Raw genomic sequence first — 25,457 nt, 5'->3', positions numbered from 1 at the left:
CCCTTTATCTGAAATATTCATTATTTTAACAGATGTGTCTAAAGAATTTAAAGAAACTTGTTTTTAAAAGTTCTCTTTCTTGATTTTTAAGAAACTGTTTATCCCACTTTTCTCTATAAGGTCTAATGTATATTTTCCAGTATGTCTTTGGATCCCATTGTTTTTTGCTTATTAATGCTTCTGGCAAACAGTGTATAGCATCAACCAAATCATATGCCCTATCAAAATTTTTTTGTCTTAGTTGCGAACATACTTCTAAAGCTGTATCACTTATAACTGATAAATAACGGTATATTTCATCTAAATTATCAGTAATAGGATTAACCTCATAAATCTTTAGTGCATTTTCAATTAATTCATTAATTTCATCATGTTCGTTTATAATGCTATCAATTTCTGATTTAAAGGTCTCAAATTTAGTTGATTGATCCTCCTTTAATAATAAACAGTACTTACTTATTATCTTAAGCAAATCTACATTATAAGGGTTCTTAATATCTGATCGAATTATTACGAAAACACGTTGAAATCCTACCATAAAACATGTAATGTTTTTGTTCTTTTCGCTCATTTTAACCTCCTTAATAACCAATTTGCACATCAACAGCACGACCATTTTGAATAGCATCGTTAAGGCGATGATGGCCATCAAGCACATTGCCCTTTCTATCTACAATAATAGGTTTATCCCCTGCATGCTTAACTGCATTTTTTTGCCTAATTGGGTCCAGTGTATCCAAATTCTTCGTAGGTTTTAATGTTTTTGGGTCAACACCCACTTGTACTACTTTCCCTTTAGGATCAAATGGTTTTCCAATAGAATTATGAGTATTACTTGTTCCTTTATTTCCAACAGATGTTGTTTTATTAAACATCTCACTTCTCAATGCCAGTATAGCAGCTATTGTTGTTACTGCTCTCCATGCAGCAAGGTCATAATCGCCTTCTTCTATTGCCTCAAACACTACTTTTATATCACTTTCGCTCAAATACACTTAATTTTTCTGTGTTTAGATTAAGCCTACTTTTCTGCAAAAAATAAAAACCCATAATAAATTTTTATCTTTCCAGTATATAACTGAGATTAAATATATCATTATGGTTTGATAATTAAAATTAAATTGTTAATTTATACCCTTGTTTAACTAACTCCACAATTTCATCATTTGCATATTCTTTTTCAACATAATCCTCTTGGATTATCTCTCTAAATGGTACATTCTTTTTTATCCATCTCACTAACCTATTATAATCTTTCACTAACTCAGCATTCTTTTCTACCAGTTCACCAGATGAGTTGTAATACTTTGTTTCAATCCATATCCTACCCCTTATAACAATCTTTTCGTCGTGGTCTATATTTGTCCTTGTAAAGTCTATTACCGGGCTTGCTATTTGATCGATACGAACTAAGGGTTCATCTTTCATAAAAAGTTCCTCATACTCCGGTTTATATAAATACGCATACTTTTCATTAAACTCATTATATTTTTCTTTATTCAATCTAATTAATGCATTATTCTTAAAATCATAAAATAAAAATTCATAATTCTGCTCTTTGATAAATTCAATAAATTTATTATCTACTTCTTCACTCATATAGTAATTTATTTGTCTTCCCATAATATATCCTCCTTCCTAATATGTATAAATTATCGGACCTATATTTGCGTTATAGGGTAGAAAATATATAGGTGCTCTATTGTATTTCGGAGAAGTTACTTTTTAGCAAAATTATCGCAGAGTTACTGCCAAGCAAACTACACCAGGTATTGAGCCTTATAGCATACACTATTCCTGCAATTCTGAGTACATGAAAAGTTATATTACCCTTGTCACCTTATAATGCTTAACCATAACTTATAGGATTACTCTAATATTTTAAAATTATTTCTGTGCTCTTGCACAATTATTGCCACGTACCAGAATATCAAAAATAGTAAAAAAGCCATAATGAATATTGCTATCATTATGGCTTAATAACCAAGATTAAATTAATCTATACCCTTGATTAACTAACTCTACAATTTCATCATTTGCATATTCTTTTTCAACATAATCCTCTTGGATTATCTCTCTAAATGGTACATTCTTTTTTATCCATCTCACTAACCTATTATAATCTTTTATAAACTCAGCATTCTTTTCTACCAGTTCACCAGATGAGTCATAATATTTTGTTTCAATCCATATTCTACCTCTCGTAATAGTCTTTTCATCATTATTTATGTATGTCCTTATAAACTCTATTACCGGACTTGTTATTGGTTCGATATCAACGAAAGGCTCTTCTTCTATAAAGTACTCTCCATACTCCGGTTTATATAAATACGCATAATTTTGATTAAACTCACTATATTTAATTTCATACAATCTAGTTAAAACATTATTTTTATTATCTCTAATTAAAAATTCAAAATTTTCCTTTTTAAGGAACTTAAAAAATTCATTTTCTACTTCTTTACTCATATAGAAGTTTATTTGTCTTCCCAAATTATAACCTCCTTCCTAATATGTATAAATTATAGGACCTATATTTGCGTTATAGGGTAGAAAATATATAGGTGCTCCATTGTATTTCGGAGAATTCATTATATCATAAATAGCAAGAGACTCTCTTAGCACCGGTAATCCATTTTTATTAACTTTCCCAACCTGATATATTCTTTTAATATTTCCATTAACCATCTCTACTGCATCTGCAAATCTATAATTTTTTGTCCCTCCTGGCGTTCTAAAATAATGTTCACGTACAATTTTTCCCGATGCATTAGAAGCTTTTATATTATTTACTACCGACTGATGAGCTTCACCACCTTTTCTTCCATTTCGATTAGTTATGCGCTTAGAACTTCCCTGAGTATTTCCAACTCTTGAGTCGCCGCATACTGTATTGTGTACAAATACATTATACTCCGACACAAAGTAGGTATGCCAGTCTTCTACTTCAAAATTATACACCTTTACAGACCTATCCAGATACTCTACATAGGCTTCATCCACCTCAAGCACTTCGCCTGAGTACATTACAAGCCTGTCACCGGGTTTTAACTCTCCGGCATCTACCCAGCCTTTTCCTTCCACCCAGAAGGGATGGGTTGATGTTGTCTTTATCTCCTGGTCTCCTACTTTTAAGTGTACCAGTTCTTTTATTTCATTTACAAATACGTTCAGTACCCTCTTTAATCCCTTTTCTCCTGTCTCGGGATTCTCAGAGTATACCTCATCTCCAACCTGGATGTCCTTTATCTCTTTGTATCCGTCTTTTGTATATATCAGTGTCTCTTCTGTAAAGCATGCTGATCTGTTAAACAGTTCACTGCCCAATGATATTAATGCAGCTATTGTTGTTACTGCTCTCCATGCAGCAAGGTCATAATCGCCTTCTTCTATTGCCTCAAATACTCCTTCTACTCCGTTCTCTAAACCGAATACTCCCAATATCAGCCTTAACTCTGCAAACGTAGCCAATGCCCCAAAAGCGGCACCGCTTATCGTTCCCTGCATTACTCCTTCCACTATGTCTCTTCCGCCTAAGGCTGCATCTATTCCTCCGAATACCGCACCTGCAATTCCACCTTTTGCTGCATTTAGCAATGATGATAGGGCTACACACCTTAGTGTGTTCATAACTCCATGTATCTGGAAGGATGCCAGAATTTCCGGTATGGTGAAATATCCCGTCGGGTCGGTGAAGTTCACAGGACTTGCATTGGCATACAGATACTTGTGCAGGCTTGTCGGGTCATAAATACTTCCGCTGTACGGGTCCATGCTTATGAAATTGCCCAATGCAGGGTTCATGTACCTTGCCCTTAAGTAGTAGAATCCGGTGTTTGCGTCGTATTGCTCACCCGCAAACATGTAGCTGTTCACTGTCGTTCCGGTTCTGTTAAGTATATTACCGAAGGCATCATATACATATGTATCGGTTACATTGCCCTCTTCATCGGTGAGTCTTCTTACATTTCCAAGGCCGTCGTACTGGAAGTAGCTTGTTACACCATTTCTTGTCTGGCTTATCAGCTCATTTCCATAGGTGTAGTATGCCAGCAGATTGCCATTTCCGTCTCGCTCTTCAATCACGCGGGAAAGACCAAGGCTGTCTACCAGGTATTTTGTAACCACTCCGTTGGTAGTTTTGCTTATCCGGTTGCCTTCCCAGTCATATTCATAGGTTTCAACATTTGTTAACACCCCGGATTCGGTTTCGGTCACCGATATCAACCGGTTCTCGGCATCATATTGGTAAGTGGTTACAATATTTCCGTCTACTTTGGATTTTAAGTTTCCGTTGTCATCATAATCGTATTTAACGCTGCCCGCACTTCTAATCCTGTTATTGTCATCAGGCTCATAAACGGTTATTATTCCATTGTCGTTCTTTTCAATCCTGTTGCCCGCCTTGTCATATTCATAGCTTATTACTCTATTTCCAAGCAATGGATCGGTTATTTTTTCTTCCTTTAGCCTGTAGCAATCATCATAAGTATATACCACTATACGCCCGCTACTTTCCGTTACCTTTTTCCGTTCTCCGGCATAGCCTAATTCATAGTGGTATGAGTATTCTACCGTTTCTCCATCCGGTTTTATCCTATATATATCGGTTAGCCTGTTTTGATCGTCATAAACGTATTGGATCTTATACCCGTCAGGATACAATACATACTCAAGGTTCCCAACGGCATCATACATGTATCGGGTTGTTTTATTGTCCCTTGAAATTACTTTGCTCAGGCGGTTGTATACATCGTATACATAGCTAGTTGCTCCGCCTTTTGTCTTTATTCCGGTACAATTGCCTGCCCAGTCGTAGAAATACTCCACGGTACTGTTGTCCGGGTTTGTTTTCTTTATCAGTCGGTGCAGGTCATCATATTCATAACTTGTTGTGCCGTTTTTATCGATGACTTTCTTTACATACCCCTCATTGGTATATTCGAAGTAAACGGTATTTCCGTCCCCTGTTTCTTTTATGCAAAGCCTTAAGTTATCGTCGTATTTATATACAATTGAATTTTTATTGTAATCGGTTACGGTTACTTCCCTCTCGTCGTCATTGTAATCAGCCTCTAAGTTCATCTTCATAGGAAGGATCTGTTTTTTCAGCCTTCCCACGTTGTCATACTCCATTTTTGTCACTTTGCCCCTAGGGTCGGTTATGCTTGTTAAATTTCCAGCTTCATCGTAATCATAACTCCAAACTTCTTCCTTACCTTCTATGCCATAGGCCAAAGTAACCTTTTCAAGATTTCCTGCTGCATCATAATCATATTTTGTAACTTTCTCATTCTGGTCTTTTACTGTTGAAATTCTTCCTGCCGCGTCGTACTCAATCTCAAAAGTGGTGTTATCGGAGTATTTTATTTTTTCCAACTGTCCGTTGGCATTATAACTGTATACAAATCGATTGCCCTTCCCATCCACCATTTCATCGGGATAGGGTTTGTTGCTGTAGATGTATTGAATCTTATCCTCAGGTTTTGCCGAATTAAAGACATATTCTAGTCTACCCAGGCTGTCATATTGATACTCGGTAACATTTCCCCTCTGGTCGGTCACCTTTTTTATGTCTCCGGCACCATTGTACTCATATTTTACTGTGGAACCGTCCTGGTATACAATGCTTTCCAAGCGGTTCATGGCATCGTAGGTGTAGTATGTAGTTTTGGAATTCCTGTCGGTATAGGAAGTTACATTACCTTCTTCGTCATAGGTGTATTTTTCACTGCTTCCGTCCTGGTAAATCACTTCTGCCAGATTTCCAAGGCAGTCATATTTATATTCCACCGTGTTATTATATTTGTCGGTAAAAGTATCTATTTTTCCTATTCCATTGTAGGATACACTTGAAACCCTTCCTGCACCGTCAATATTCTCAACTATGCGTCCCATGTTGTCATAAACGTTTATTGTAGTCACTACCTCAGTAATTCCTTCACTTACTGTCCTGGTAAACTCTGCCCTTCTCCATCTTCCATTGGCATCATAGTCGCCAAAAGTTGTCACAGTATTGTTTGCATCGGTATATGAAGCCAAGTTTCCGGTTACATTGTCATAATATAGTTTAAGTATCTCTTTGTTCATCTGATCGGTAACCGATTCAACCCGGCCGGATGAATCATATTTCAAGCTTATGGTGCCGCCGTTTCCGTCCTTTGTCTTCACCAATCTCCCGTAGTTATCGTAGTCATTGTCCAATAAATTCAGCGCCGTATTGGAATAGTCGGATATTGTATCTATCTTACCTTTGGCATCATAGTTACACTCCATATAGTTTTCAGCTTCATCGGTAATCCTGACTTTCTTTATTGTGCCGTTGGAATTCATTTCATAATCGTATTTAAAGCTTCCCTTAGGGCCTGTAATGGTATCCACCAGCCCATTGTCCTTGTATGTATAAGTTGTGGTGTAACCGGCCGCATCCATGACACTTTCCAGATTACCATCGGCATTAAAGGTATAAACAGTGGGATTATTTCTTCTATCGGTAAAGGTTATGACCTCTTTTGAATCCACCGTCTGCTGCGTAAACTCACTCCTTCTGCCGGCAGCATCGTAGATATAGACAAGTCTTCCCGCCTCATCGTATACATTTCGGGTTATAACTTCATTATTGGAATTAATCACTTTTATTATCCTGTGCTCACTGTCATAAACAAATTTTGTCTTATGATTTTCCAAATCGGTAATTGAAACCAGATCTCCATACTTGTCATATTCGTATATTACACTGTTATTTTCCAAATCCGATGCACTTTTAATAACTCCGTCAGCCTTTGTATAACTTAGCTTCTTTGTAACAGAACCCCTTGTATACAAGAGTCCATCTGTTTGAGGAGTGATTTTGACACCATAGGAATCGGTAATGCTTTCTACTTTTCCTGAAGAATTGAATTTTATTACCTTTCCGTCCTGGGTTGTCAAGGTGTATTTACCTGGACTGTAGACTTCATCAGAAAATTCGTCTATGAAGTACTTCCATAAACCGAATTTGTTGCCAAACAAGCTGTTGTATATATGCACTTCCATATTCTCAGCCACAAGCTTTGAATAAGTTCCGGCAACGGGCTCGAATATCACTTCAAAAGTACCCATTCCTTCGGTACCTAAGCTATAATAGCCCAAAGGATCGGTTGCATAGATATTCTTGAGCTTGACTGCAAATTTATCAGTCTTTCCATCAGGATAGGAAATTACAATATAATGCGGCTTATCTTCCTTGACAAAATAAACACCCATTGCATAATTTTTAGACCAGCCTTCTGACAGCTTACAGCTCTCCACAAGTTTTATGCCGTCTATTTCGGAAGTCCAGCCATAGCCAAAATCACCCTTGCTTCTGTTGGTACTGTCATAATACCTTTTCATTTCCAAAGGCATTCCATTTACAACAGGTATCGAAATGTCCGTATATGCAATACTAAAGTTTCTCAATGTCATTTTACCGTCTGCAAAAACAGTAGTAACAGTCTGGTTTGATAGACCTCCCTTATCATATACAGTAAGTCTTATATCATACAAACCGCTTTTTACGGTATTGGGATCAAAGGTCCCCAGAACTCCGGATTCAACATTGGTTGTACCTTCAGCGAAGCGTATATAGTTGTTTTGACCTTTTTCACTATATTCCAATATATAATTGCATATATTTGCGTCCATTGCTGTTCCCATTATGTTTATTGGCATAGTTACATAAGTTCCGAACTCCGGTGTTGTTATTGATGCCTGAGGTTTAGTACCATCAGAAGCCGTCACACATCGAAACTCTTTTGAAGCATATCCTTCATTGCCGGCAGCATCCTGTGCAAAAAACTCAACTTTATATACTCCGGCTGTATCCGGTATATACTCTGCTGTTCCATCATCATTCAATGCAATTTCAGTTCCGTTTACTTTTAAAGTCCTGTTTTCGACTCCCACATCATCGGTTGCTGCAGTTTTTATTTGAATTTTCTCGTTCACAGATACTTTCTCAGTCTGGAGTTCTAGTGTTACATAGGGCCTTATGTAGTCTGTCACAATTATTGGAGATGGCATAGGTAATACTGAAGGGAATGGCTCCTGCTGTGTTCTGAATGCTCTAAACTCCTTTATTCCAATAGTTTCATCAAGACTTCCTTCAACACCTGTTATTGTAAGCTTCACAAACCTTGCCTTTGTCTCCTGGAAACCGTCGGTGTATGTATCAGATTCAGAAGTATTGGATGTCTTATCAACTATAACAGTGTAATTGTCATCATCCATTGAAACTTCAATTTTGTACTTATAAGCTTTGTTTCCATCAACTACAAACTCGGTTTTATTCAGTGTATATTCATTTCCCAAATCAATTCTGATCCACTGTTCAAAACCTTCTGCTTTCCACATGGAATTCAGTATTCCGTCAATAGCTTTGTCAGCATCATAGCCTTCCCCTATAAAAGATGAACATATCGCAATTTTATTTCTTGCCACATCATTGGGTATTGGCTCGATTGTTTGTACAGGAGCTGTCGGTGTTGGTGTTATAGTTGGTGTGGCAGTTATTGTTGGTGTTGAAGTAGGTGTTACTACAATATTTTTCTTTGGAAATTCCTTAATTCTGCCAAGCAAATACATTTTCATGTATGCACAATCAATACTGTTAAAATTGCCATCACCGTTAACGTCTGCTGCCCATAAACCGTCTTCTATCGGAAAATCTTTTCTTATTCCAAGAAGTACCATTTTCATATAGGCATAGTCAATACTATTAATTTCCCCATTTCCGTCAACGTCACCCACCAGCCCTTTATTGGTTTCCGACATTTCTTCAGCATAAGTTGATTCAGCAAAACCAAATATAGTAGTGGATGTTATTATTTGTAGCAATAACACACAGGAAATGATCAAAGAAAATAGTCTTTTACTCTTCTTCATAAATTATACCCCCTTATAAATTCTATATTGTATTATCCCCTGAAAAGTATTTTCTCCATTTCTCTTTTCAAGAGATTTATAGTATTCCTTCGAACTAATTTCATAAAAACAATCCAAAGAGCCAGGATATGATGCCGTTTTTTGCTATTTCCAACTGTCTTCAAAGTTCCTGGTTCGCAGTATATAGTCTGTAATTAAGAAAACAATACTTCCAAACAATATTGAAAACAATCTAAAATATAAAACTGCAGAGTTTGGTGTGCCCTTTGCAAGAGAAGCCAAACCCATCACAAAAAATATAGCTCCCATTAGATTAAATGTTTTAATCCACTCTTTTTTCTTGTTTTTAACCCTATGTTGAGTATCAAACATCGATTTGTCTTTTCCTTTTGTGAAGGAGAAGGCAATCATCTTACAAATTGACTGCACAGCTCCATATAGGGTAAAGCTATAGGTTCCATTTGCAGCATCAAATTTTAATATACCGTATTCCATCTGCCTCTCCAATTCTTTTTTGGTTGAGTTAATAATACTTTCAACTACAGGTGCACTCATTTTATCAAATGCAACCGTCTTTTTTTCCAATTCCTCTTTCAACTTTTGCCTGTGAAACTTAAGCAACTCTTTATAATCATCAATAGGAAGACTGTAAACCCTTTTATTATCATAAATAAACACAGGAGGCTCCTTATTTGTAGTTGTTTCTATCGACGAGCCGTCCTCAAACCCAGTTGTAAAGGAAAGAGTCATTTTTCGGATGTTTTTGTCCTCTTGCTGACACAACGTAACTTCTATTCCTTCATTAATGTTTCTGTAAATTCTTGTCTCAACTGCTTTTCCCGATATATTGGCTACAGAATAATCACCGATAAATTCAAAGCCCTCTGATGTCAAAAACTGGTCAAAATTGGAGTAAAAATTCTCTCCTATTCCTGACATTGGAGACAACTCAATTTGATTTATCTCCGGTTCTGCCTTCATTTTTAATCCCAAGACAGCGACAAGAATAAACAGCCCTAAAGCCACCATTGCTACCCCAATAATTATCAAAATTGCTATAAATATCTTGAACGCCATATTTTACCCCCTACATAAACATCTCCTTTAACAACCTCCGAAGGACAAATTGTACATACTACCAATTATTCTAACATTATATTTTACTACTGTAAATATTCGTATAAATAAGATGTATTTTGCTTCGGTCAAAAGTCCAAAATAAAAAAGAACTCCGGTTATACACCAAAGTTCTTTCTTTTATAAAATTGAATTAATAGATTTATCCTTTAACTATTAAAGATTCACCGGTCATTTCCTTAGGCTTTTCCAAATTCATTATGTCGAGCATGGTAGGTGCCAAATCAGCAAGTCTTCCTTCTCTGAGTTTGACATCGCCAAGACCTACTACTATTAGCGGAACAGGATTAGTTGTGTGAGCAGTGAAAGGTCCTCCCGTTTCATAATCTACCATTTGCTCTGAGTTACCGTGGTCTGCAGTTATAAGGACTACTCCGTTTTGAGCCTGTACAGCCGATACAACTCTACCTATACATTCATCAACAGCCTCAACAGCAGCTTTAGCTGCTTCAAAGACACCAGTGTGTCCAACCATATCAGAGTTGGCATAATTCAGAATTATAACATCATATTCTTTTGAATTGATTCTTTTTACCACTTCATCGGTAACTTCATAAGCACTCATTTCAGGCTTAAGGTCGTAAGTTGCAACCTTCGGTGAAGGGATAAGAACTCTGTCTTCTCCTTCGTATACCGCTTCAACCCCACCGTTAAAGAAGAAAGTAACATGGGCATATTTTTCCGTTTCGGCAATACGCAACTGTCTGTAACCCTTCTTGCTTATGTATTCGCCGAAAGTATTTTCAAGACTTTCCGGTTTAAACGCCACTTCAACGTTCTTAAAGGTCTTGTCATACTGGGTCATGCAGACAAATTTAACCGGAAAATATCCCTTTTCTCTTTTAAATCCGCTAAAATCTTCTTCAATAAAGGTTCTTGTAATTTCTCTTGCCCTATCAGGTCTGAAGTTAAAGAAAATTATTGAATCGTTTTCACCGATAGTGGCAACAGGCTTACCGTTTTCTTTGATAACTGTAGGTTTAACAAATTCATCGTATTCCTCTCTTGCATATGAAGCTGCAACAGCTTCTCCAGCATTGGATGCTTCAAGTCCTTTGCCAAGCACCATTGCATCATAAGCAAGCTGAACTCTTTCCCATCTGTTGTCTCTGTCCATTGCGTAATATCTTCCCATAACCGAAGCTATTTTACCCACTCCGATTTCCTTAAGCTTAGCTTCAAGCTCTTCAACATAACCTTTGGCACTGTCTGGCGGAACATCCCTTCCGTCAAAGAAGCAGTGTATATATACATCTTTTAAACCTTGTCTTTTAGCCAATTCAACCAAAGCATAAAGATGAGTATTGTGGCTGTGTACACCTCCATCGGATACAAGGCCGAATAAATGAAGTTTGGAGTTGTTCTTTTTACAATTGTCTATTGCATCCAAAAACTCTTTCTTTTCGAAGAAATCGCCATCCTCTATGGACTTAGTTATGCGGGTTAACTCCTGATAAACAATCCTTCCGGCACCAATATTGGTATGTCCCACTTCGGAGTTACCCATCTGTCCATGGGGAAGACCTACATCCATTCCGCTTGTTCTTACAATTGTATTTGGAAATTCCTTCATCAATCTGTCCATGTTAGGTTTGTTTGCTGCTGCTATGGCATTACCTTCTGTCTTTGGATTAATGCCATATCCGTCTAATATTACCAATACTACTAATCTGTCTTTCATAATGCACTCTCCAATCAACTTTATTACTAAACTTTATCCTCTTTATATCTACCACCGGATTTGAACTGTTAACAACCAAATCCTTTATACTACAACAAATTATTCTTTAAACTTTACATAATAACCCTCCAGCGTATATAACCGGAGGGTTACAATAAAATAATAAAACCGAAAACTTATTATTTGTTATATTTTGCTATTTTTTCAAAATCGTCAAGTTTAAGGCTTGCTCCTCCAACAAGACCACCGTCAATATTTGGCATAGCAAAAAGTTCTGCCGCATTAGCAGCATTAACACTGCCACCATACTGAATTCTTATAGCCTGTGCAACATCATCGCCATACAATTCTTTTACTACATTTCTGATAATTGCACAAACTTCCTCTGCCTGCTCAGTTGTAGCAGTCTTCCCTGTCCCTATTGCCCAAATGGGTTCATAGGCAATAACAGTTTCCTTAACCTGTTCTGCAGTTAAACCAAGCAATGCAATTTTAACCTGATATCTAACCAACTCAGCAGTAACCCCTTGTTCTCTTTGAGTAAGGGATTCACCAACACAAATAATAGGTTTCATACCGTATTTAAACACTGCATGAGCTTTTTTATTGACGGTTTCATCGGTTTCAGCAAAATATTGTCTTCTTTCAGAGTGTCCGATTATTACGTAATCAACACCAAGGTCAGCAAGCATTGGTCCGGAAACTTCTCCGGTAAATGCCCCTTTTTCCTCCCAGTGAATATTCTGGGCAGCAACTTTTATGTTTGAACCTTCAACTGCTTTCTTAACTCCAGGGATGCAAACAAAAGGTACACCAACAACAACTTCAGCGTCAGCATCCGCTACTCTTGGTTTTAAAGCTTCTACAAATTCAACAGCCTCTTTTGCTGTCTTGTTCATTTTCCAGTTTCCTGCTGCTATTTTTACTCTACTCATGATTACTTACCTCTTCCCCTTATTTATCCAAAAGTACATCTATTCCCGGAAGCACTTTTCCTTCAAGGAATTCCAAAGATGCTCCACCACCTGTGGAAATATGTGTTATTTTATCTGCAAAGCCAAGCTGTTCTATAGCGGCTGCAGAGTCTCCTCCACCGATTATGGATGTGGAACCGGATTCAGCAACAGCTCTTGCAACTTCCTTTGTGCCTTTTTCAAAGTTGGGGAACTCAAATACTCCCATAGGTCCGTTCCAAACAACAGTTTTTGCATTCTTTATTTCAGCTGCATAAGCTTCAATTGTCTTAGGACCTATATCCAATCCCATCCAACCGTCAGGAATGCTGTCTGAAGCAACAACTTTAAATTCAGTATCGTTCTTGAACTCCAAACCTACAACATTGTCTACCGGAAGCAGTAATTTAACCCCTTTGCTCTGTGCCTTTTCCAAAAGGCTCTTTGCAAGCTCAACTTTATCGTCTTCGCAAATGGAAGTACCTATATTGTATCCTTTTGCTTTAAAGAAGGTATAAGCCATACCGCCGCCGATTATTAACGTATCAACTTTATCAATAAGATTTTCTATAACTGCAATCTTATCGGAAACTTTAGCACCACCCAAAATTGCAACAAAAGGTCTTTCGGGATTTGAAAGAGCTTTACCCATTATTTCAATTTCTTTTTGAATCAAATAACCGCAAACTGCAGGTAAATAGTCTGCAAGACCTGCTGTTGAAGCATGAGCTCTGTGAGCTGTACCGAAAGCATCATTTACATATATTTCAGCCATGCTTGCCAATTCTTTGGCAAAAGCAGGGTCATTTTTAGTTTCTTCCTTATGGAATCTAACGTTTTCAAGCATTAAGACTTCGCCGTCTTTTAATGCAGCAGCCTTAGCCTTTGCATCTTCGCCAATAACGTCTTTTGCCATAATGACTTCTTTGCCAAGCAACTCGCTAAGTCTTTCTGCAGTAGGCTTCATGCTGTATTTTTCCTCAAAACCATCTTTTGGTCTTCCAAGGTGAGATACCAATATGGTCTTAGCACCATTATCAACCAAATACTTAATTGTAGGAAGCGCACCTACTATTCTTTTATCGTCGGTTATTTTTCTATTTTCATCCAAAGGTACATTAAAGTCAACTCTTACTATTACTTTTTTGCCTTTTACATCAATATCTTCAATAGTCTTCTTATTCATCATTGCCATTACAGAACCACGCTCCTTTTATTTTTCACAAAAAGGTCCGGTTACCATATAACCGAACCTTTTCTAAAAATAGAAATCAATTATTTAGAGTCAACACTTGCCATGTGTGCTATCAAGTCAACAACTTTGTTGGAGTAACCCCATTCGTTGTCATACCATGAAACTAATTTAACAAAGTTGCTGTTCAAGGATATACCTGCTTTAGCATCAAATATTGATGTACGTGCATCACCAATGAAGTCGGATGATACAACTTCATCTTCAGTGTATCCTAAGATACCCTTCAATTCGTTTTCGGATGCTTTCTTAACAGCTTCTTTTATTTCATCATAAGTAGCAGCTTTTTCCAAACGGCAAGTCAAGTCAACAACAGATACGTCAAGAGTAGGTACTCTGAATGCCATACCAGTGAGTTTTCCGTTCAATTCAGGAATAACTTTTCCAACTGCTTTAGCTGCACCGGTTGATGAAGGAATTATGTTACCAGCAGCTGCACGTCCGCCTCTCCAGTCTTTCTTTGAAGGACCGTCAACAGTCTTCTGAGTAGCTGTAGTAGCATGAACTGTAGTCATTAAACCTTCAACTATACCAAAGTTTTCGTGGATAACCTTTGCCAATGGTGCCAAGCAGTTTGTTGTACAAGAAGCGTTAGAAACAACAACCATATCTTTAGTGTATTTATCATGGTTAACACCCATTACGAACATTGGAGCATCAGCTGAAGGTGCACTGATAACAACTTTTTTAGCACCGCCTTTCAAGTGAGCGGAAGCTTTTTCAGTAGTAGTGAATACACCTGTAGATTCTACGATATATTCAGCACCGCAATCTTTCCATGGAATTTCTTCAGGATTCATGCAAGCAAATACACTGATTTCTTTACCGTTTACAACCAATTTACCGTCTTTATCGCCTATTGTTCCCTTAAATTGACCATGTACAGTATCATATTTAAGCATGTATTTCATGTATTCAAGGTCAATAAATGGGTCGTTAATACCTACTACCTCAACATTAGGATTGTTCAATGATGCTCTAAAAACAAGACGTCCGATACGTCCAAAACCATTAATACCAACTTTAACTGCCATAAAAAACTCCCTCCTATGTATTTATATTGAATTTATATATTGGCTTTTCGAAGCATGATGCTTGATAATTTGTCTAAGTCCAACACCCTCATGCAACATTTATCATTTTATATTATTTCATTTTTATTTTCAATACTAAAGTATAAAATAAATTAATTTTTTAACAAACTATATTTTTCTCTAATAAAGTTTTTTTATACTGCACATATAAAAAATGATAAAATAAAATGTGCGAAAGAATTTATATCGATTATCGCACATTCAGCAAAACAACTCTTATTTTTCGTGAAATTTTATATTTTAGCTGCAAAATTTTTTCACGAAATAATTATCAATACTTTTAATAAAAGTATTATGAAAATATTATTTACAAGTTATAGTATATTTATTTACAAGCTTAACAGGATTATATGACAATTTTGCTTTTCTAAGACCTTCAATGCCAAGATCCTGTTCTCTGTTTATATAAACAGTGTTTTTCCATGTATTTTCGCAGAACTGCTGATTAATGGCATTATATAACCCTCTGATATCATCATTGGCCTTTTCAATATGAATAACAGCCGTATCGGAATTTAGCAGCTCGCCCACAGTAAAAGCCTCATATTTCCCGTTTACTTTAATTAAAGCTCCCTCATATTTAAGTTTTTTAAAATTAGTGAGAGCTTCCAGGTTGGCAAGCCTTTCACAATAAAGATTTCTATGCTGTTCACAACTTCTTTTTTTACACCATTCTTCGTTTATTCTTATGCATTCATCTATTAAGTCATCGGTTAATTTTACATATTCAAACTCATAGTTTTTCGTAAAACTATTCAGATGGTTTTTCTTTTTGTGATACTTCTTGCCTTTCAGATTGATGAGATCCTCCGAAAGATACAAGTAATCGCTGTTATTTCTGTCGTCAGTTATATCAATGCCATTCTTAAAGTACTCCTTAAAATAGTCGAGCTTATCCTCTTCCACTCTCTTAAAAACAAGTTTCCAGTTTTTTTCTTTAAAGTAATTGGATATTTCATCAATTGCCTGTATAAAAGCTTCTTTAGTATAAGCACCGATAGGTTCAAAGGCAAAAGGCTCATCATTGTCAGGAACTGATATAAGGCATAACATTTCACCGACTTCTCCAAACCTGAATTTATAGGAATTGCGCCACATAAAGATATTTGTGAAATTAAGCTCTGAAATCTGGGGATTGTGCTTCGTTATGTATTTGTCGAATGTTTGTTTATCATCAATATTTACTTCCCTAAGTTGCAGCATTAAAAACCTCCTCTTTTTATAGGCACTTAATCGCCAAAACCCACCCCAAGGCTTTTCGCTATTTTTACCAGTTCTCCATCGGGATCCACTGTCTTCAAAGTGCCAACAGCCTCCTCTATCGGTACCTCTGTAATTCTGTTTCCCTTTAGACTTACCATCATACCGAATTTTCCCTGATTAATCAGTTCCACAGCGTGAACGCCATACCTGGTCGATAGTATTCTGTCGTAAGGCACCGGTGTCCCGCCTCTTTGCAGGTGTCCCAATACTGTGACTCTAGATTCAATTCCGGTAATTCTTTCTATTTCTGCAGCAATTTTATTACCTACTCCCCCAAGTCTAATTGGATCGGGACTGTCTTCGACAACCTTATTGACCACCATATCGCCTTCAACATCTTTTGCACCTTCTGCAACAACAATAATACTGAAACTTTTGCCGCGATTCTTTCTTTCCATAACTTTTTGAGCCACTTTATTTATATCATAGGGTATTTCGGGAATCAAAATAACGTCTGCCCCACCGGAAATACCTGCTTCTAACGCTATCCAACCGGCATATCTTCCCATAACCTCAAGAATCATTACTCTATGGTGGGATTCAGCCGTGGAGTGGAGCTTGTCTATAGCTTCAGTAGCTGTATATACTGCCGTCATAAATCCGAAAGTTGTGTCAGTCCCGGACAAGTCATTGTCAATTGTTTTCGGTACACCTATTCCTTTAATTCCCATTTTCATCAGATCCCTTGCTGTAGTCAGCGTACCGTCTCCTCCAATAAACACCATACAATCAATTCCAAACATGTCCAGGTTTTCCAGCACCCTTTTGGACATATCTTTATATTCTGTATTTCCATCTACATTTACCGGAAATTTAAAAGGATTATGTTTGTTGGATGTACCCAAAATTGTACCGCCCCGGTCAAGAAGTCCGGAAACGTCATCCAATTCAAGCTTGACAAATTTATTATCAACCAACCCTTTAAATCCGTCTTTAAATCCTATAACCTCATAACCGTATTTGACTATTGCAGTTTTAACCACAGCTCTCAAAACAGCATTTAATCCCGGGCAATCTCCACCACCCGTAAGTACACCTATTCTCTTTATCATATTTCTACCTCCGTATTTCAGTTTTTATTCATATGTCCACTTAGCAGTTCTTGCATAAACAGCACATAAAATTTATTTAATCGATGTTATTATCGCAATCAAAAATTCTGCCGCTTTTACCAAGTCATCAATGCAAATCTGCTCTTCAACACTATGTACTTTGTCCATACCTACACTTACATCCACAGCTTTTATTCCCTTGCTGTTTATAATGTTTGTGTCGCTTCCTCCACCGGTAGCTTCCAGTACAAGTTCAACTCCGGCTTTTTTTGAAGCCTCTTTCAGTATTTTTATTATATCATCCTGCTCACTTATGCTGAAGGAAGGATATAACAGTTCCGATTTAAAATCAATACTGCCTCCATATTTTTGTGCTGCATTATAAAAACACTCTTTCATATGCTCTGTCTGACTTTGGAGTTTTATCATATCACGGCTTCTTGCTTCTGCTTTTATCTCTACTTTGTCGCATATTATATTGGTTGCCTGCCCCCCGTTTATTACTCCAACATTGGCAGTAGTTTCATCGTCAATTCTGCCGAGCTTCATATTTGATATAGCTTCTGCAGCAATCTGTATTGCACTGACTCCCTTCTCCGGCTCCATTCCCGCATGAGCCGCCTTACCGGTCACTATTACATCAATTTTATTCTGTGCCGGCGCATTAACTGCCACATGTCCTATATTTCCTCCATCGTCCATTACAAAGGCATATTTGGCATTAATCCTGCTTATATCGAGATTTTTGGCTCCCCACAGCCCGCCTTCCTCGGCAACGGTAAATACTACAAATATATCTCCGTGGGGCAAATTGTTCTCCTTTAAAACTCTTATTGCTTCAAGGATACATTCTATGCCAGCAGCATCATCGCCGCCCAATACCGTGGTACCATCGGTTCTTATGATATTTCCGTCTATTACAGGCTTTTTCCCTATTCCCGGAGTTACAGTGTCCATATGTGCCATCAGCAACACAGCAGGAACACTTTTATTTCCATCAATCTTACATATCAAATTTCCGGAATTTCCGCCAATTTTAATTCCTGCATCGTCCTCCTCGACAGAAAGCCCCATATTGCTAAGTTTAGCTTTCAAACATTCTGCCATTTCCTTTTCTTTATAAGTTAAGCTGTCAATCCTGACCAACTCAAGAAATTCATCCACCATTCTCTGCCTGTTTACCATAGCTAATTACCTCACATATATAATAATTAATAATATAATATATATTTACCACTCGTATTTTGTCAGCTTCCCTTGCACTGTCATACCTTTAAAATTGCTCTGCCTTAAAACTTCATAAACAATAATTGCAACCGAATTGGACAAATTGAGGGATCGAATATCTCCCTTCATCGGAATCCTTATACAATAATCCTTGTTCTTTAATAACAGTTCTTCCGGCAGACCCTTACTTTCCTTTCCAAACACTAAGAAGCAATCTTCCGGGTACTTAATATCAGCATAGGTTTTTAAAGCTTTTGTTGTGGCATAGTAAAATAAAGAATCGGGATACTTTTCCCTTAATTCCTGAAAGCTGTCATAGTAAAATATATCAACTTCATTCCAATAATCAAGACCTGCACGCTTCAAATATTTATCTTCAACAGAAAAACCCAAAGGCTTTATCAAATGCAGTTTTGCACCGACTGCAGCACATGTCCTGACTATATTTCCTGTATTCTGAGGTATTTCAGGTTCAACCAACACTATATTAACAGCCAATTCAATTCCTCCCGAAACAATTATATACCAATTATAACTAACATGTTTAATAAACTATTATAAACATTTTGATTATATATTAAAATTAAACTACTTAAAAGTGCAAAAAAAGATGGCTTTATCAAACCATCTTTCACTTACCGGATCACTTCTGCTGTTCCTTTTCAAAAGATAATCCTTATATTTTTTTATAATCATACCCGGAATAAAATTGTGGCACTATCATCGACTGTATTAATTGATACTATTCAACTACAGAAATATCTATTTCCATCTGCTGTTCATCGTTAAATATCAGCGGTATGCAAATGGTTTTCATTTTATTTGTGGAAATCTGCAAATTATCACCCATTAAAAGCGAAGGTGGTGTAATCTCTACTCCTATTCCCTTTTTATATAAAATGGTGGCAGCATTTCCTAAAATCATATTACTAAGCTCTGATATAGCACTTTTAGCCATTTCATCCAGTTCATTAATAGGCACACCACCCATCATGGCAGATGCTATATACATAGCAATATTTCTAGTCATGGAAAATACAGCCTGACCTCTCATCTTGCCAGTTAAGCCAACAATAATTACAACACAGTCACTTTTATAGGGAGAAGTTTTCAAAAAAACCTTTCCGAGCTTTGCATCAATATTTGCCGTCTGTTTCAATACTGTTTGGCTAGCTTCTATGAAAGGGTTTATATATTCCACATTCATAAGTTTATACCACCTTCTATACATAATTCTAAAAATAAAAAAATCTTAAGATACATGTATTTCTAAAAATACAATTGGTGTTTCCAGTTAATACAGGCTTTAACTTTTCAAAACCAAACGGGCCATAATCTTACCCGTCTCTTGGTACTAGTCATTGGAAATCAAGCTTATTTAGGAATAAGTATGAAAAGATGTTATAATTATCAATAAACTTTTCAACTTACATAAAAACTAAGACAATAGCTTTTTTAATATTCTATAAATATCCCTTAAAATCCTTCTTTTTTCATATTAATTTTTAAAAATAATATTATTATGTCAATTAACAATCCATGATGAAATAAGCTTATTTGATTATTATTATATTATCATACAGTATAACTTATATAATAACGCCAAATATAACTATCCGCCCCAATTCTTTATTGTTCAAAACCTAATAAAATCGTTATTTTATAATTTCAAACAGTAAGTAAACTTACTTTCCAAATAATATTTTATGTAAATTTTCTTAAGTAAAATCTTTTACCATTTATGGAAACTTAATAATTTTACTTGCAAAGCTTTGAATAAAAAAAGGCCAACAATACAATACTACAATTATAAACGTCAATCGGAAGGATGTTTAAAATGGAACTTTTTTTCCCTGAAAGAGTTTTCTTTGAACCTGTATCTTTGAATTATCCTTTAGGACAAAAACTTTTTCACTTTTTTGAATCTAAAAACGTAGAAATAATAAAAGCCCCAATTCAAAAGGTACTCAATTCCATTCCGGGTGAAACAGAAAACCAAAAATATTCGCATGCTAAGAAGACATTGGTAATTACAATAAAGAAGGCTCTTAATCTTGATATTTGCAAACCTTCTGCAGATTATCGTTTTTCTCTTGTAACTAATTGTCCCGGAAATTGTGAATACTGCTACCTTCACACTACGCAATCTTTTAAACCTTATATAAAGATTTATGTTAACATTGAAGATATATTCAATACAATAATAAAATACATATATAAAAACAACAATAATATAACTTCTTTTGAAGTTGCCAGTTCCGGAGACCCTCTTGCAGTCGAGCACTTCACAGGAAGCCTTGCAAAAACAATAGAATTTTTCGGAAAACTCGAAAACGGCAGACTGAGAGTATCTACAAAATTCAATAACGTAGATTCTCTGCTAAATATTGAACACAACGGTCACACCCGTTTTAGATTCAGTATAAACTCAAAATATGTCATCGATACTTTTGAACATAATACCGCAAATTTTTACGAAAGAATTGAAGCAGCAGTAAAAGTTTTAAATGCCGGTTACCCCTTGGGATTTATTATAGCACCCATAATGGTCTACGATAACTGGAAAGAGCAATACAAGGAATTGTTTGAAAAGCTTGCCCAAAAATTGAACCTTGGAAATATAAAAGATAGCAAAGATGCTGTTACTTTTGAATTAATCCAGCATCGATTTACTACTGTGGCTTAAAATGTTATAAATAAAAGATTTCCCAACAACAGACTTGATATGGATGAATCAAAAAGAGCTCAAAAATGGGGAATGTACGGAAGATATAAATACATTTACCCTCCTGAAATTTCCAACGAGATCAAAGAATATATCTCCATGCTGATAAAAAACTATTTTCCCGATTCGATAATTGAGTATTATACATAGAAAAGTCATACCCTAAGAACTATTCAAATAAAATAGGCACTTTCGCCGCCCTCCTTTTTAGCTTTTAAACCAATTTCAGCTATTGCTCCAAACCATGTTTTACTTAAAATCAATTTTATTGATCCAAAATTAATAAGTTACAGCTAAAATGTCCTATTTTTTCACAATATATACAAACGGCAGAAAGTGCATATTCAGTTTTATTATTAATCGTTGGCTTTAATCATGTAATGGGCTTACTGAGCCAAACCATTTCTTTTCAATATTTCTTTCAATGCCATTGTTGTTATGGGTGAGCCTTTTGTAATTTCATCCATGGTATCCATTTTCCCCGGATCTCCGATACCAACTATAACAACATCCTTCATATCCTTTAATATACTCAAAGTATCTCCACAAATTTTTTTATTGGGAATTTCATTTCCATACTTATCCACACCATTTTTTACGATTTTGCCGTCTTTCGTTATGGAACAAGTTAAGGGTAATCCTTTGCAATCTCTTCCGTTTGACGATACAGCTACAACTCCTAAAACCTCAATACTGTCATCTTTCATAATTGTTTCCATAACAAGTTCACCTTTTCCCTTACCCTTCATTCCTTTATCATCCACCATAACAACTACAGGGTCATGCGGTGCGGATTTAATAAGTTCTATAATTTCCGAACCCGATAATGGTGTGGGGTTGCCCGCAGAAGCTGAAATACACCTGCCTCCAATGTTGTATGTTGCCAGTTCAACTGCACTTCTGGCCACATCATCACCATCCGTAACCAGTATAACTTTTCGCTTTTCCATATTATTCATTCCCCTACCTTTTTGCTTTTGGCGTAAAAGCAACTGAAGTCAGATAGCCAAAAAAGATTGCTGCAGTTATACCGGCTGCCGCTGCTTTCACTCCTCCTGTGAACGCACCTAAAAGTCCTGTATTTTCCACATCTTTAAACGCACCTTTCACAAGGTTGTATCCAAAACCAGTCAGAGGAACAGTAGCACCTGCTCCGCCAATTTCAACCAATTTTTGATACACTCCAAGGGCCCCCAAAATGGCTCCTGTAGTTACAAATATTACAAGAATCCTGGCTGTAGTAAGTTTTGTTTTATCAATAAGTATTTGACCGGCGGCACAAATAATGCCTCCAACAATAAAAGCATTTATATAGCTAAAAATGTTTCCGCCCATTTTCATCCCCTACTTTTTCTTTATTTTCCTCAAATCGTTTTTTAATTGACAGTTATATAATTCCAATAGATTAAGTCGGCAGTTCTTCAAGTGTTATCGGCCACTTATTAAGGAAGCACAGTTTTTATGATTATATACACCCTTTTTTAATTTAAGATATTGTATTTGAGATACTTACAGCATGCGCAATGCAAGGTATAGATTCTCCCTGCTGTGAGCTTGTCGTACTGAGCAGTGCTCCGGTAGCAATAAACAGGACTTTATTTATAACACGTTCCATAAGCTTTTTATAAATAAAGCCGGCAAATACCGTTGCCGAGCAGCCGCAGCCGCTTCCTCCGGCATGAGTGTCCTGTTTTTGTCGATCATATATCATCAGGCCACAGTCATTATATACTTTGCTAATGTTGTATCCCTGTTCTCTTGTAAGCTCATCGCATATTTCTTTTCCTACAGCACCAAGGTCTCCTGTAACAATTAAATCATAGTCTTCCGGTGTAAATCCGGTATCCATAAAATGACTTACAATTGTATCCATTGCAGCGGGAGCCATGGCAGCACCCATATTATTTACATCCTTTATACCCATATCAACAATTTTTCCCGTTGTTATATGGGTAATATAGGGACCGTTTCCTTTATTGGAAATGACCACCCCACCGGAACCTGTAACCGTCCATTGAGCAGTTGGCGGTCTTTGGGTTCCAAGCTCCAAAGGAAATCTGAATTGTTTTTCTGCTGAGCAGAAATGGCTTGAAGTAAGACAGACAACATTATCGGCAAAATTTCCATCCACTAACATTGAACCAATACTCATAGATTCAGCCATCGTGGAGCAGGCACCATAGACACCCAAAAACGGCACCTCCGATTCCCTAAGGCCGAAATTCGCAGCCAAACATTGGTTTAGCAAGTCTCCAGCAATTATATAGTCTATATCCTCTGCGGTCTTATTGGCTTTCTTCAGTACCTTCGCAAAAGTTTCCCTCATTAGTTTGCTCTCAGCTTTTTCCCAGGTCTTTTCACCAAAAAGCTCATCATCTATGATTTCATCAAAATACAAACGCAATGGTCCTTCTCCTTCTTTTGGACCTACGATGCATGCAGTTGCAATAATGTTTGGAGGATTTTGCAATTTTACCGTCTGTTTACCTATCCTTTTAGTAGCCATTTAAACACCTCACTTTAATAAAAAATGAATTATTCCTGCAATTACCGATGCAGAAATTCCATATACAAGTACGGGTCCTGCAATAACAAACATTTTCGCTCCGACCCCCATAACATATCCCTCGCTTTTAAACTCCATCGCAGGCGATACTATGGAGTTTGCAAAACCTGTTATAGGTACAATAGAACCTGCTCCTGCAAAACGTCCTATATCGTCATAAACATTTAATCCTGTCAATAATGCGCCAATCAATATCATAAGTATAGAGGTAAGACTTGCAGTTTCATCCTGACCTAAACCTTTCATTTTCAGTAAATTGCTAATAAACTGACCGACTATACATATAGTTCCGCCCACTACAAAAGCCCTGGCCACATTTCTCAAAACTTTTGAGTTGGGCGATTTTTCGTCAACATATTTCTGATATTCTTTTTTTGTTAATGTCTTCTGCATTTTTACCTCCATTTGCCAATAATATTTGTGAGAAAATATCAATACATTTACCACAGCAATACAGCTATTTTATTTGAAAATCTAAGCTGTGGTATGTATTCTGTAAATCGCAGCCATTTCCAAAGACAAAAACTCCTTTTGAAGGAATTTTTGTGGAATGAGGCATCAAATAAACAATAAGCAAAAATAGAAAAATTATAATCAAACTAATAAAAAAGATTAGAGTTTTATGCTTCAGTAAAAGGTCATTCATGGTATGTTACTCACTCCTAAAGCTATTTTGTTATAGTCTTCACTTAAATTGCATTTAATAAACCATTATATTGATTAGTATTGTAAAAATAAAAAAACAATATGCAAAAACATATTGTTTAATATTTCTTACAATTGATTTATTTACTCATATTCCATTTTGTTATGTATTTTAGTATTTTATTTCTCTACATATTTTATTTTTCTCTTTATCTCATCCAATATTTTCTTTTCAATTCTCGAAACCTGTACCTGTGATATTCCGAGCATTTTTGCGATTTGAACCTGGGTTTTCTCTTTAAAATATCTAAGTACTATTATCTGTTTTTCTCTTGGATTTAGTGTATTAAGAACCATTCTCAAGTCTATTTTGTCAACAAGGTCAACTTCTTCATCGTTGCTTTCATTGTTAAGTTTATCGATTAAAAGGACATTTGAGCTATCGCTATCCCCAACTGTATTATATAGCGATTCCGGTGAACAATTGGCCTCCATTGCCATAACCAGTTCCTCCATTGGAACATCCAGACGTTTGGAAATTTCACTTACCGAGGGTTCTCTTCCCAGTTCTTTGGTCATAATCTCCTTTGTAACCCTAATTTTATTGGCCAACTCCTTTAGAGAACGGCTTACCTTAATAATGCCATCATCCCGGATAAACCTTTTTATCTCCCCAATAATCATTGGCACAGCATAAGTTGAAAATTTTACATCATAAGAATCATCAAACTTATTTATGGCTTTAATAAGGCCAATACAACCTATCTGGTATATATCCTCGGTATCATACCCACGGTTCTGAAATCTCTTGACAATGCTCCACACAAGGCCCACATTTCTTTCTACCAAAATAGATTGAGCCTGTTTATCACCTGATTTTGCTTTTCTTACCAATTCCAGAGTTTCCATATCAAGTAATTCGTCCATAGCAACTCCCATACACGCACAATTTTTTAGA

Annotated in this window: 20 protein-coding genes and 1 pseudogene; 1 reads left to right on the top strand and 20 read right to left on the bottom strand. The window is 36.4% G+C overall.

Annotated elements, in window-relative coordinates:
* Nucleotides 1–25: 25 nt before the first annotated feature.
* The 15 genes from CLOCL_RS20955 to CLOCL_RS05600 form a co-directional block, all read right to left on the bottom strand.
* Nucleotides 26–571 carry a hypothetical protein gene (locus CLOCL_RS20955; protein WP_014254450.1) on the bottom strand — a complete coding sequence of 182 codons (546 nt, stop codon included), beginning with the start codon at nt 569–571 and terminating at the stop codon, nt 26–28.
* Nucleotides 572–581: 10 nt separating this feature from the next.
* A complete protein-coding gene (locus CLOCL_RS05665) occupies nt 582–995 on the bottom strand; it encodes a ParB N-terminal domain-containing protein (RefSeq protein ID WP_041714958.1) in 414 nt (137 codons plus the stop codon).
* A gap of 121 nt (nt 996–1,116) precedes the next feature.
* Nucleotides 1,117–1,623, bottom strand: coding sequence for a hypothetical protein (locus CLOCL_RS05660; RefSeq protein WP_014254449.1), 507 nt, complete (start codon nt 1,621–1,623; stop codon nt 1,117–1,119).
* A 366-nt stretch (nt 1,624–1,989) separates the two neighbouring features.
* Complete coding sequence (locus tag CLOCL_RS05655) at nt 1,990–2,493, bottom strand: hypothetical protein (protein ID WP_027622721.1); 504 nt, start codon at nt 2,491–2,493, stop codon at nt 1,990–1,992.
* 15 nt (nt 2,494–2,508) lie between these two features.
* The gene (locus CLOCL_RS05650) at nt 2,509–8,904 is read right to left on the bottom strand and encodes a polymorphic toxin-type HINT domain-containing protein (protein WP_014254447.1); all 6,396 of its coding nucleotides are present in this window, start codon (nt 8,902–8,904) and stop codon (nt 2,509–2,511) included.
* A gap of 144 nt (nt 8,905–9,048) precedes the next feature.
* Entirely contained in the window at nt 9,049–9,981 is a 933-nt protein-coding gene (locus tag CLOCL_RS05645) for a hypothetical protein (RefSeq protein WP_014254446.1), read from the bottom strand.
* A 202-nt stretch (nt 9,982–10,183) separates the two neighbouring features.
* On the bottom strand, nt 10,184–11,722 hold the full coding sequence (gene gpmI / locus CLOCL_RS05640) for a 2,3-bisphosphoglycerate-independent phosphoglycerate mutase (protein ID WP_014254445.1): 1,539 nt from the start codon (nt 11,720–11,722) through the stop codon (nt 10,184–10,186).
* Between the two features lie 179 nt (nt 11,723–11,901).
* Nucleotides 11,902–12,657 carry a triose-phosphate isomerase gene (gene tpiA, locus CLOCL_RS05635; protein WP_014254444.1) on the bottom strand — a complete coding sequence of 252 codons (756 nt, stop codon included), beginning with the start codon at nt 12,655–12,657 and terminating at the stop codon, nt 11,902–11,904.
* Nucleotides 12,658–12,676: 19 nt separating this feature from the next.
* Entirely contained in the window at nt 12,677–13,870 is a 1,194-nt protein-coding gene (locus tag CLOCL_RS05630) for a phosphoglycerate kinase (protein ID WP_014254443.1), read from the bottom strand.
* A gap of 80 nt (nt 13,871–13,950) precedes the next feature.
* On the bottom strand, nt 13,951–14,961 hold the full coding sequence (gene gap, locus CLOCL_RS05625; RefSeq protein ID WP_014254442.1) for a type I glyceraldehyde-3-phosphate dehydrogenase: 1,011 nt from the start codon (nt 14,959–14,961) through the stop codon (nt 13,951–13,953).
* A gap of 363 nt (nt 14,962–15,324) precedes the next feature.
* Nucleotides 15,325–16,224 carry a DUF2156 domain-containing protein gene (locus tag CLOCL_RS05620; protein ID WP_014254441.1) on the bottom strand — a complete coding sequence of 300 codons (900 nt, stop codon included), beginning with the start codon at nt 16,222–16,224 and terminating at the stop codon, nt 15,325–15,327.
* A 26-nt stretch (nt 16,225–16,250) separates the two neighbouring features.
* Nucleotides 16,251–17,336 carry a 6-phosphofructokinase gene (locus CLOCL_RS05615; protein WP_014254440.1) on the bottom strand — a complete coding sequence of 362 codons (1,086 nt, stop codon included), beginning with the start codon at nt 17,334–17,336 and terminating at the stop codon, nt 16,251–16,253.
* A gap of 72 nt (nt 17,337–17,408) precedes the next feature.
* A complete protein-coding gene (locus CLOCL_RS05610; RefSeq protein ID WP_014254439.1) occupies nt 17,409–18,521 on the bottom strand; it encodes a M20/M25/M40 family metallo-hydrolase in 1,113 nt (370 codons plus the stop codon).
* Between the two features lie 45 nt (nt 18,522–18,566).
* Entirely contained in the window at nt 18,567–19,061 is a 495-nt protein-coding gene (gene trmL, locus CLOCL_RS05605) for a tRNA (uridine(34)/cytosine(34)/5-carboxymethylaminomethyluridine(34)-2'-O)-methyltransferase TrmL (protein ID WP_014254438.1), read from the bottom strand.
* A 244-nt stretch (nt 19,062–19,305) separates the two neighbouring features.
* On the bottom strand, nt 19,306–19,770 hold the full coding sequence (locus tag CLOCL_RS05600) for a chemotaxis protein CheX (RefSeq protein ID WP_014254437.1): 465 nt from the start codon (nt 19,768–19,770) through the stop codon (nt 19,306–19,308).
* Nucleotides 19,771–20,391: 621 nt separating this feature from the next.
* Between CLOCL_RS05600 and splB the strand changes: the two are divergent.
* A pseudogene (splB, locus tag CLOCL_RS05595) lies at nt 20,392–21,438 on the top strand (spore photoproduct lyase).
* 236 nt (nt 21,439–21,674) lie between these two features.
* Here splB and CLOCL_RS05590 read toward each other — a convergent pair.
* The 5 genes from CLOCL_RS05590 to sigF all read right to left on the bottom strand — a co-directional run bounded on the left by CLOCL_RS05590 (nt 21,675) and on the right by sigF (nt 25,426).
* Nucleotides 21,675–22,238, bottom strand: coding sequence for a stage V sporulation protein AE (locus CLOCL_RS05590; protein WP_014254436.1), 564 nt, complete (start codon nt 22,236–22,238; stop codon nt 21,675–21,677).
* A gap of 13 nt (nt 22,239–22,251) precedes the next feature.
* Complete coding sequence (gene spoVAE, locus CLOCL_RS05585; protein ID WP_014254435.1) at nt 22,252–22,623, bottom strand: stage V sporulation protein AE; 372 nt, start codon at nt 22,621–22,623, stop codon at nt 22,252–22,254.
* Nucleotides 22,624–22,774: 151 nt separating this feature from the next.
* The gene (spoVAD, locus tag CLOCL_RS05580; protein ID WP_014254434.1) at nt 22,775–23,794 is read right to left on the bottom strand and encodes a stage V sporulation protein AD; all 1,020 of its coding nucleotides are present in this window, start codon (nt 23,792–23,794) and stop codon (nt 22,775–22,777) included.
* A 9-nt stretch (nt 23,795–23,803) separates the two neighbouring features.
* Entirely contained in the window at nt 23,804–24,247 is a 444-nt protein-coding gene (gene spoVAC / locus CLOCL_RS05575) for a stage V sporulation protein AC (RefSeq protein ID WP_014254433.1), read from the bottom strand.
* Between the two features lie 432 nt (nt 24,248–24,679).
* The gene (gene sigF, locus CLOCL_RS05565; RefSeq protein WP_014254432.1) at nt 24,680–25,426 is read right to left on the bottom strand and encodes an RNA polymerase sporulation sigma factor SigF; all 747 of its coding nucleotides are present in this window, start codon (nt 25,424–25,426) and stop codon (nt 24,680–24,682) included.
* Nucleotides 25,427–25,457 lie beyond the last annotated feature (31 nt).

Origin of the sequence: Acetivibrio clariflavus DSM 19732 (assembly GCF_000237085.1) — a bacterium.
Classification (GTDB): Bacteria; Bacillota; Clostridia; order Acetivibrionales; family Acetivibrionaceae; genus Acetivibrio; species Acetivibrio clariflavus.
This window is presented reverse-complemented; position numbering and strand designations above follow the sequence as displayed.

Coding starts and splice junctions, on each gene's coding strand:
- CLOCL_RS05600 (WP_014254437.1), bottom strand. CDS start 19,770: ATGAATGTGGAATATATAAACCCTTTCATAGAAGCTAGCCAAACAGTA.
- spoVAE (WP_014254435.1), bottom strand. CDS start 22,623: ATGGGCGGAAACATTTTTAGCTATATAAATGCTTTTATTGTTGGAGGC.
- spoVAC (WP_014254433.1), bottom strand. CDS start 24,247: ATGCAGAAGACATTAACAAAAAAAGAATATCAGAAATATGTTGACGAA.
- tpiA (WP_014254444.1), bottom strand. CDS start 12,657: ATGAGTAGAGTAAAAATAGCAGCAGGAAACTGGAAAATGAACAAGACA.
- CLOCL_RS05645 (WP_014254446.1), bottom strand. CDS start 9,981: ATGGCGTTCAAGATATTTATAGCAATTTTGATAATTATTGGGGTAGCA.
- sigF (WP_014254432.1), bottom strand. CDS start 25,426: ATGGACGAATTACTTGATATGGAAACTCTGGAATTGGTAAGAAAAGCA.
- gap (WP_014254442.1), bottom strand. CDS start 14,961: ATGGCAGTTAAAGTTGGTATTAATGGTTTTGGACGTATCGGACGTCTT.
- CLOCL_RS05650 (WP_014254447.1), bottom strand. CDS start 8,904: ATGAAGAAGAGTAAAAGACTATTTTCTTTGATCATTTCCTGTGTGTTA.
- CLOCL_RS05590 (WP_014254436.1), bottom strand. CDS start 22,238: ATGGAAAAGCGAAAAGTTATACTGGTTACGGATGGTGATGATGTGGCC.
- CLOCL_RS05630 (WP_014254443.1), bottom strand. CDS start 13,870: ATGGCAATGATGAATAAGAAGACTATTGAAGATATTGATGTAAAAGGC.
- CLOCL_RS20955 (WP_014254450.1), bottom strand. CDS start 571: ATGAGCGAAAAGAACAAAAACATTACATGTTTTATGGTAGGATTTCAA.
- spoVAD (WP_014254434.1), bottom strand. CDS start 23,794: ATGGCTACTAAAAGGATAGGTAAACAGACGGTAAAATTGCAAAATCCT.
- gpmI (WP_014254445.1), bottom strand. CDS start 11,722: ATGAAAGACAGATTAGTAGTATTGGTAATATTAGACGGATATGGCATT.
- CLOCL_RS05620 (WP_014254441.1), bottom strand. CDS start 16,224: ATGCTGCAACTTAGGGAAGTAAATATTGATGATAAACAAACATTCGAC.
- CLOCL_RS05610 (WP_014254439.1), bottom strand. CDS start 18,521: ATGGTAAACAGGCAGAGAATGGTGGATGAATTTCTTGAGTTGGTCAGG.
- CLOCL_RS05660 (WP_014254449.1), bottom strand. CDS start 1,623: ATGGGAAGACAAATAAATTACTATATGAGTGAAGAAGTAGATAATAAA.
- CLOCL_RS05615 (WP_014254440.1), bottom strand. CDS start 17,336: ATGATAAAGAGAATAGGTGTACTTACGGGTGGTGGAGATTGCCCGGGA.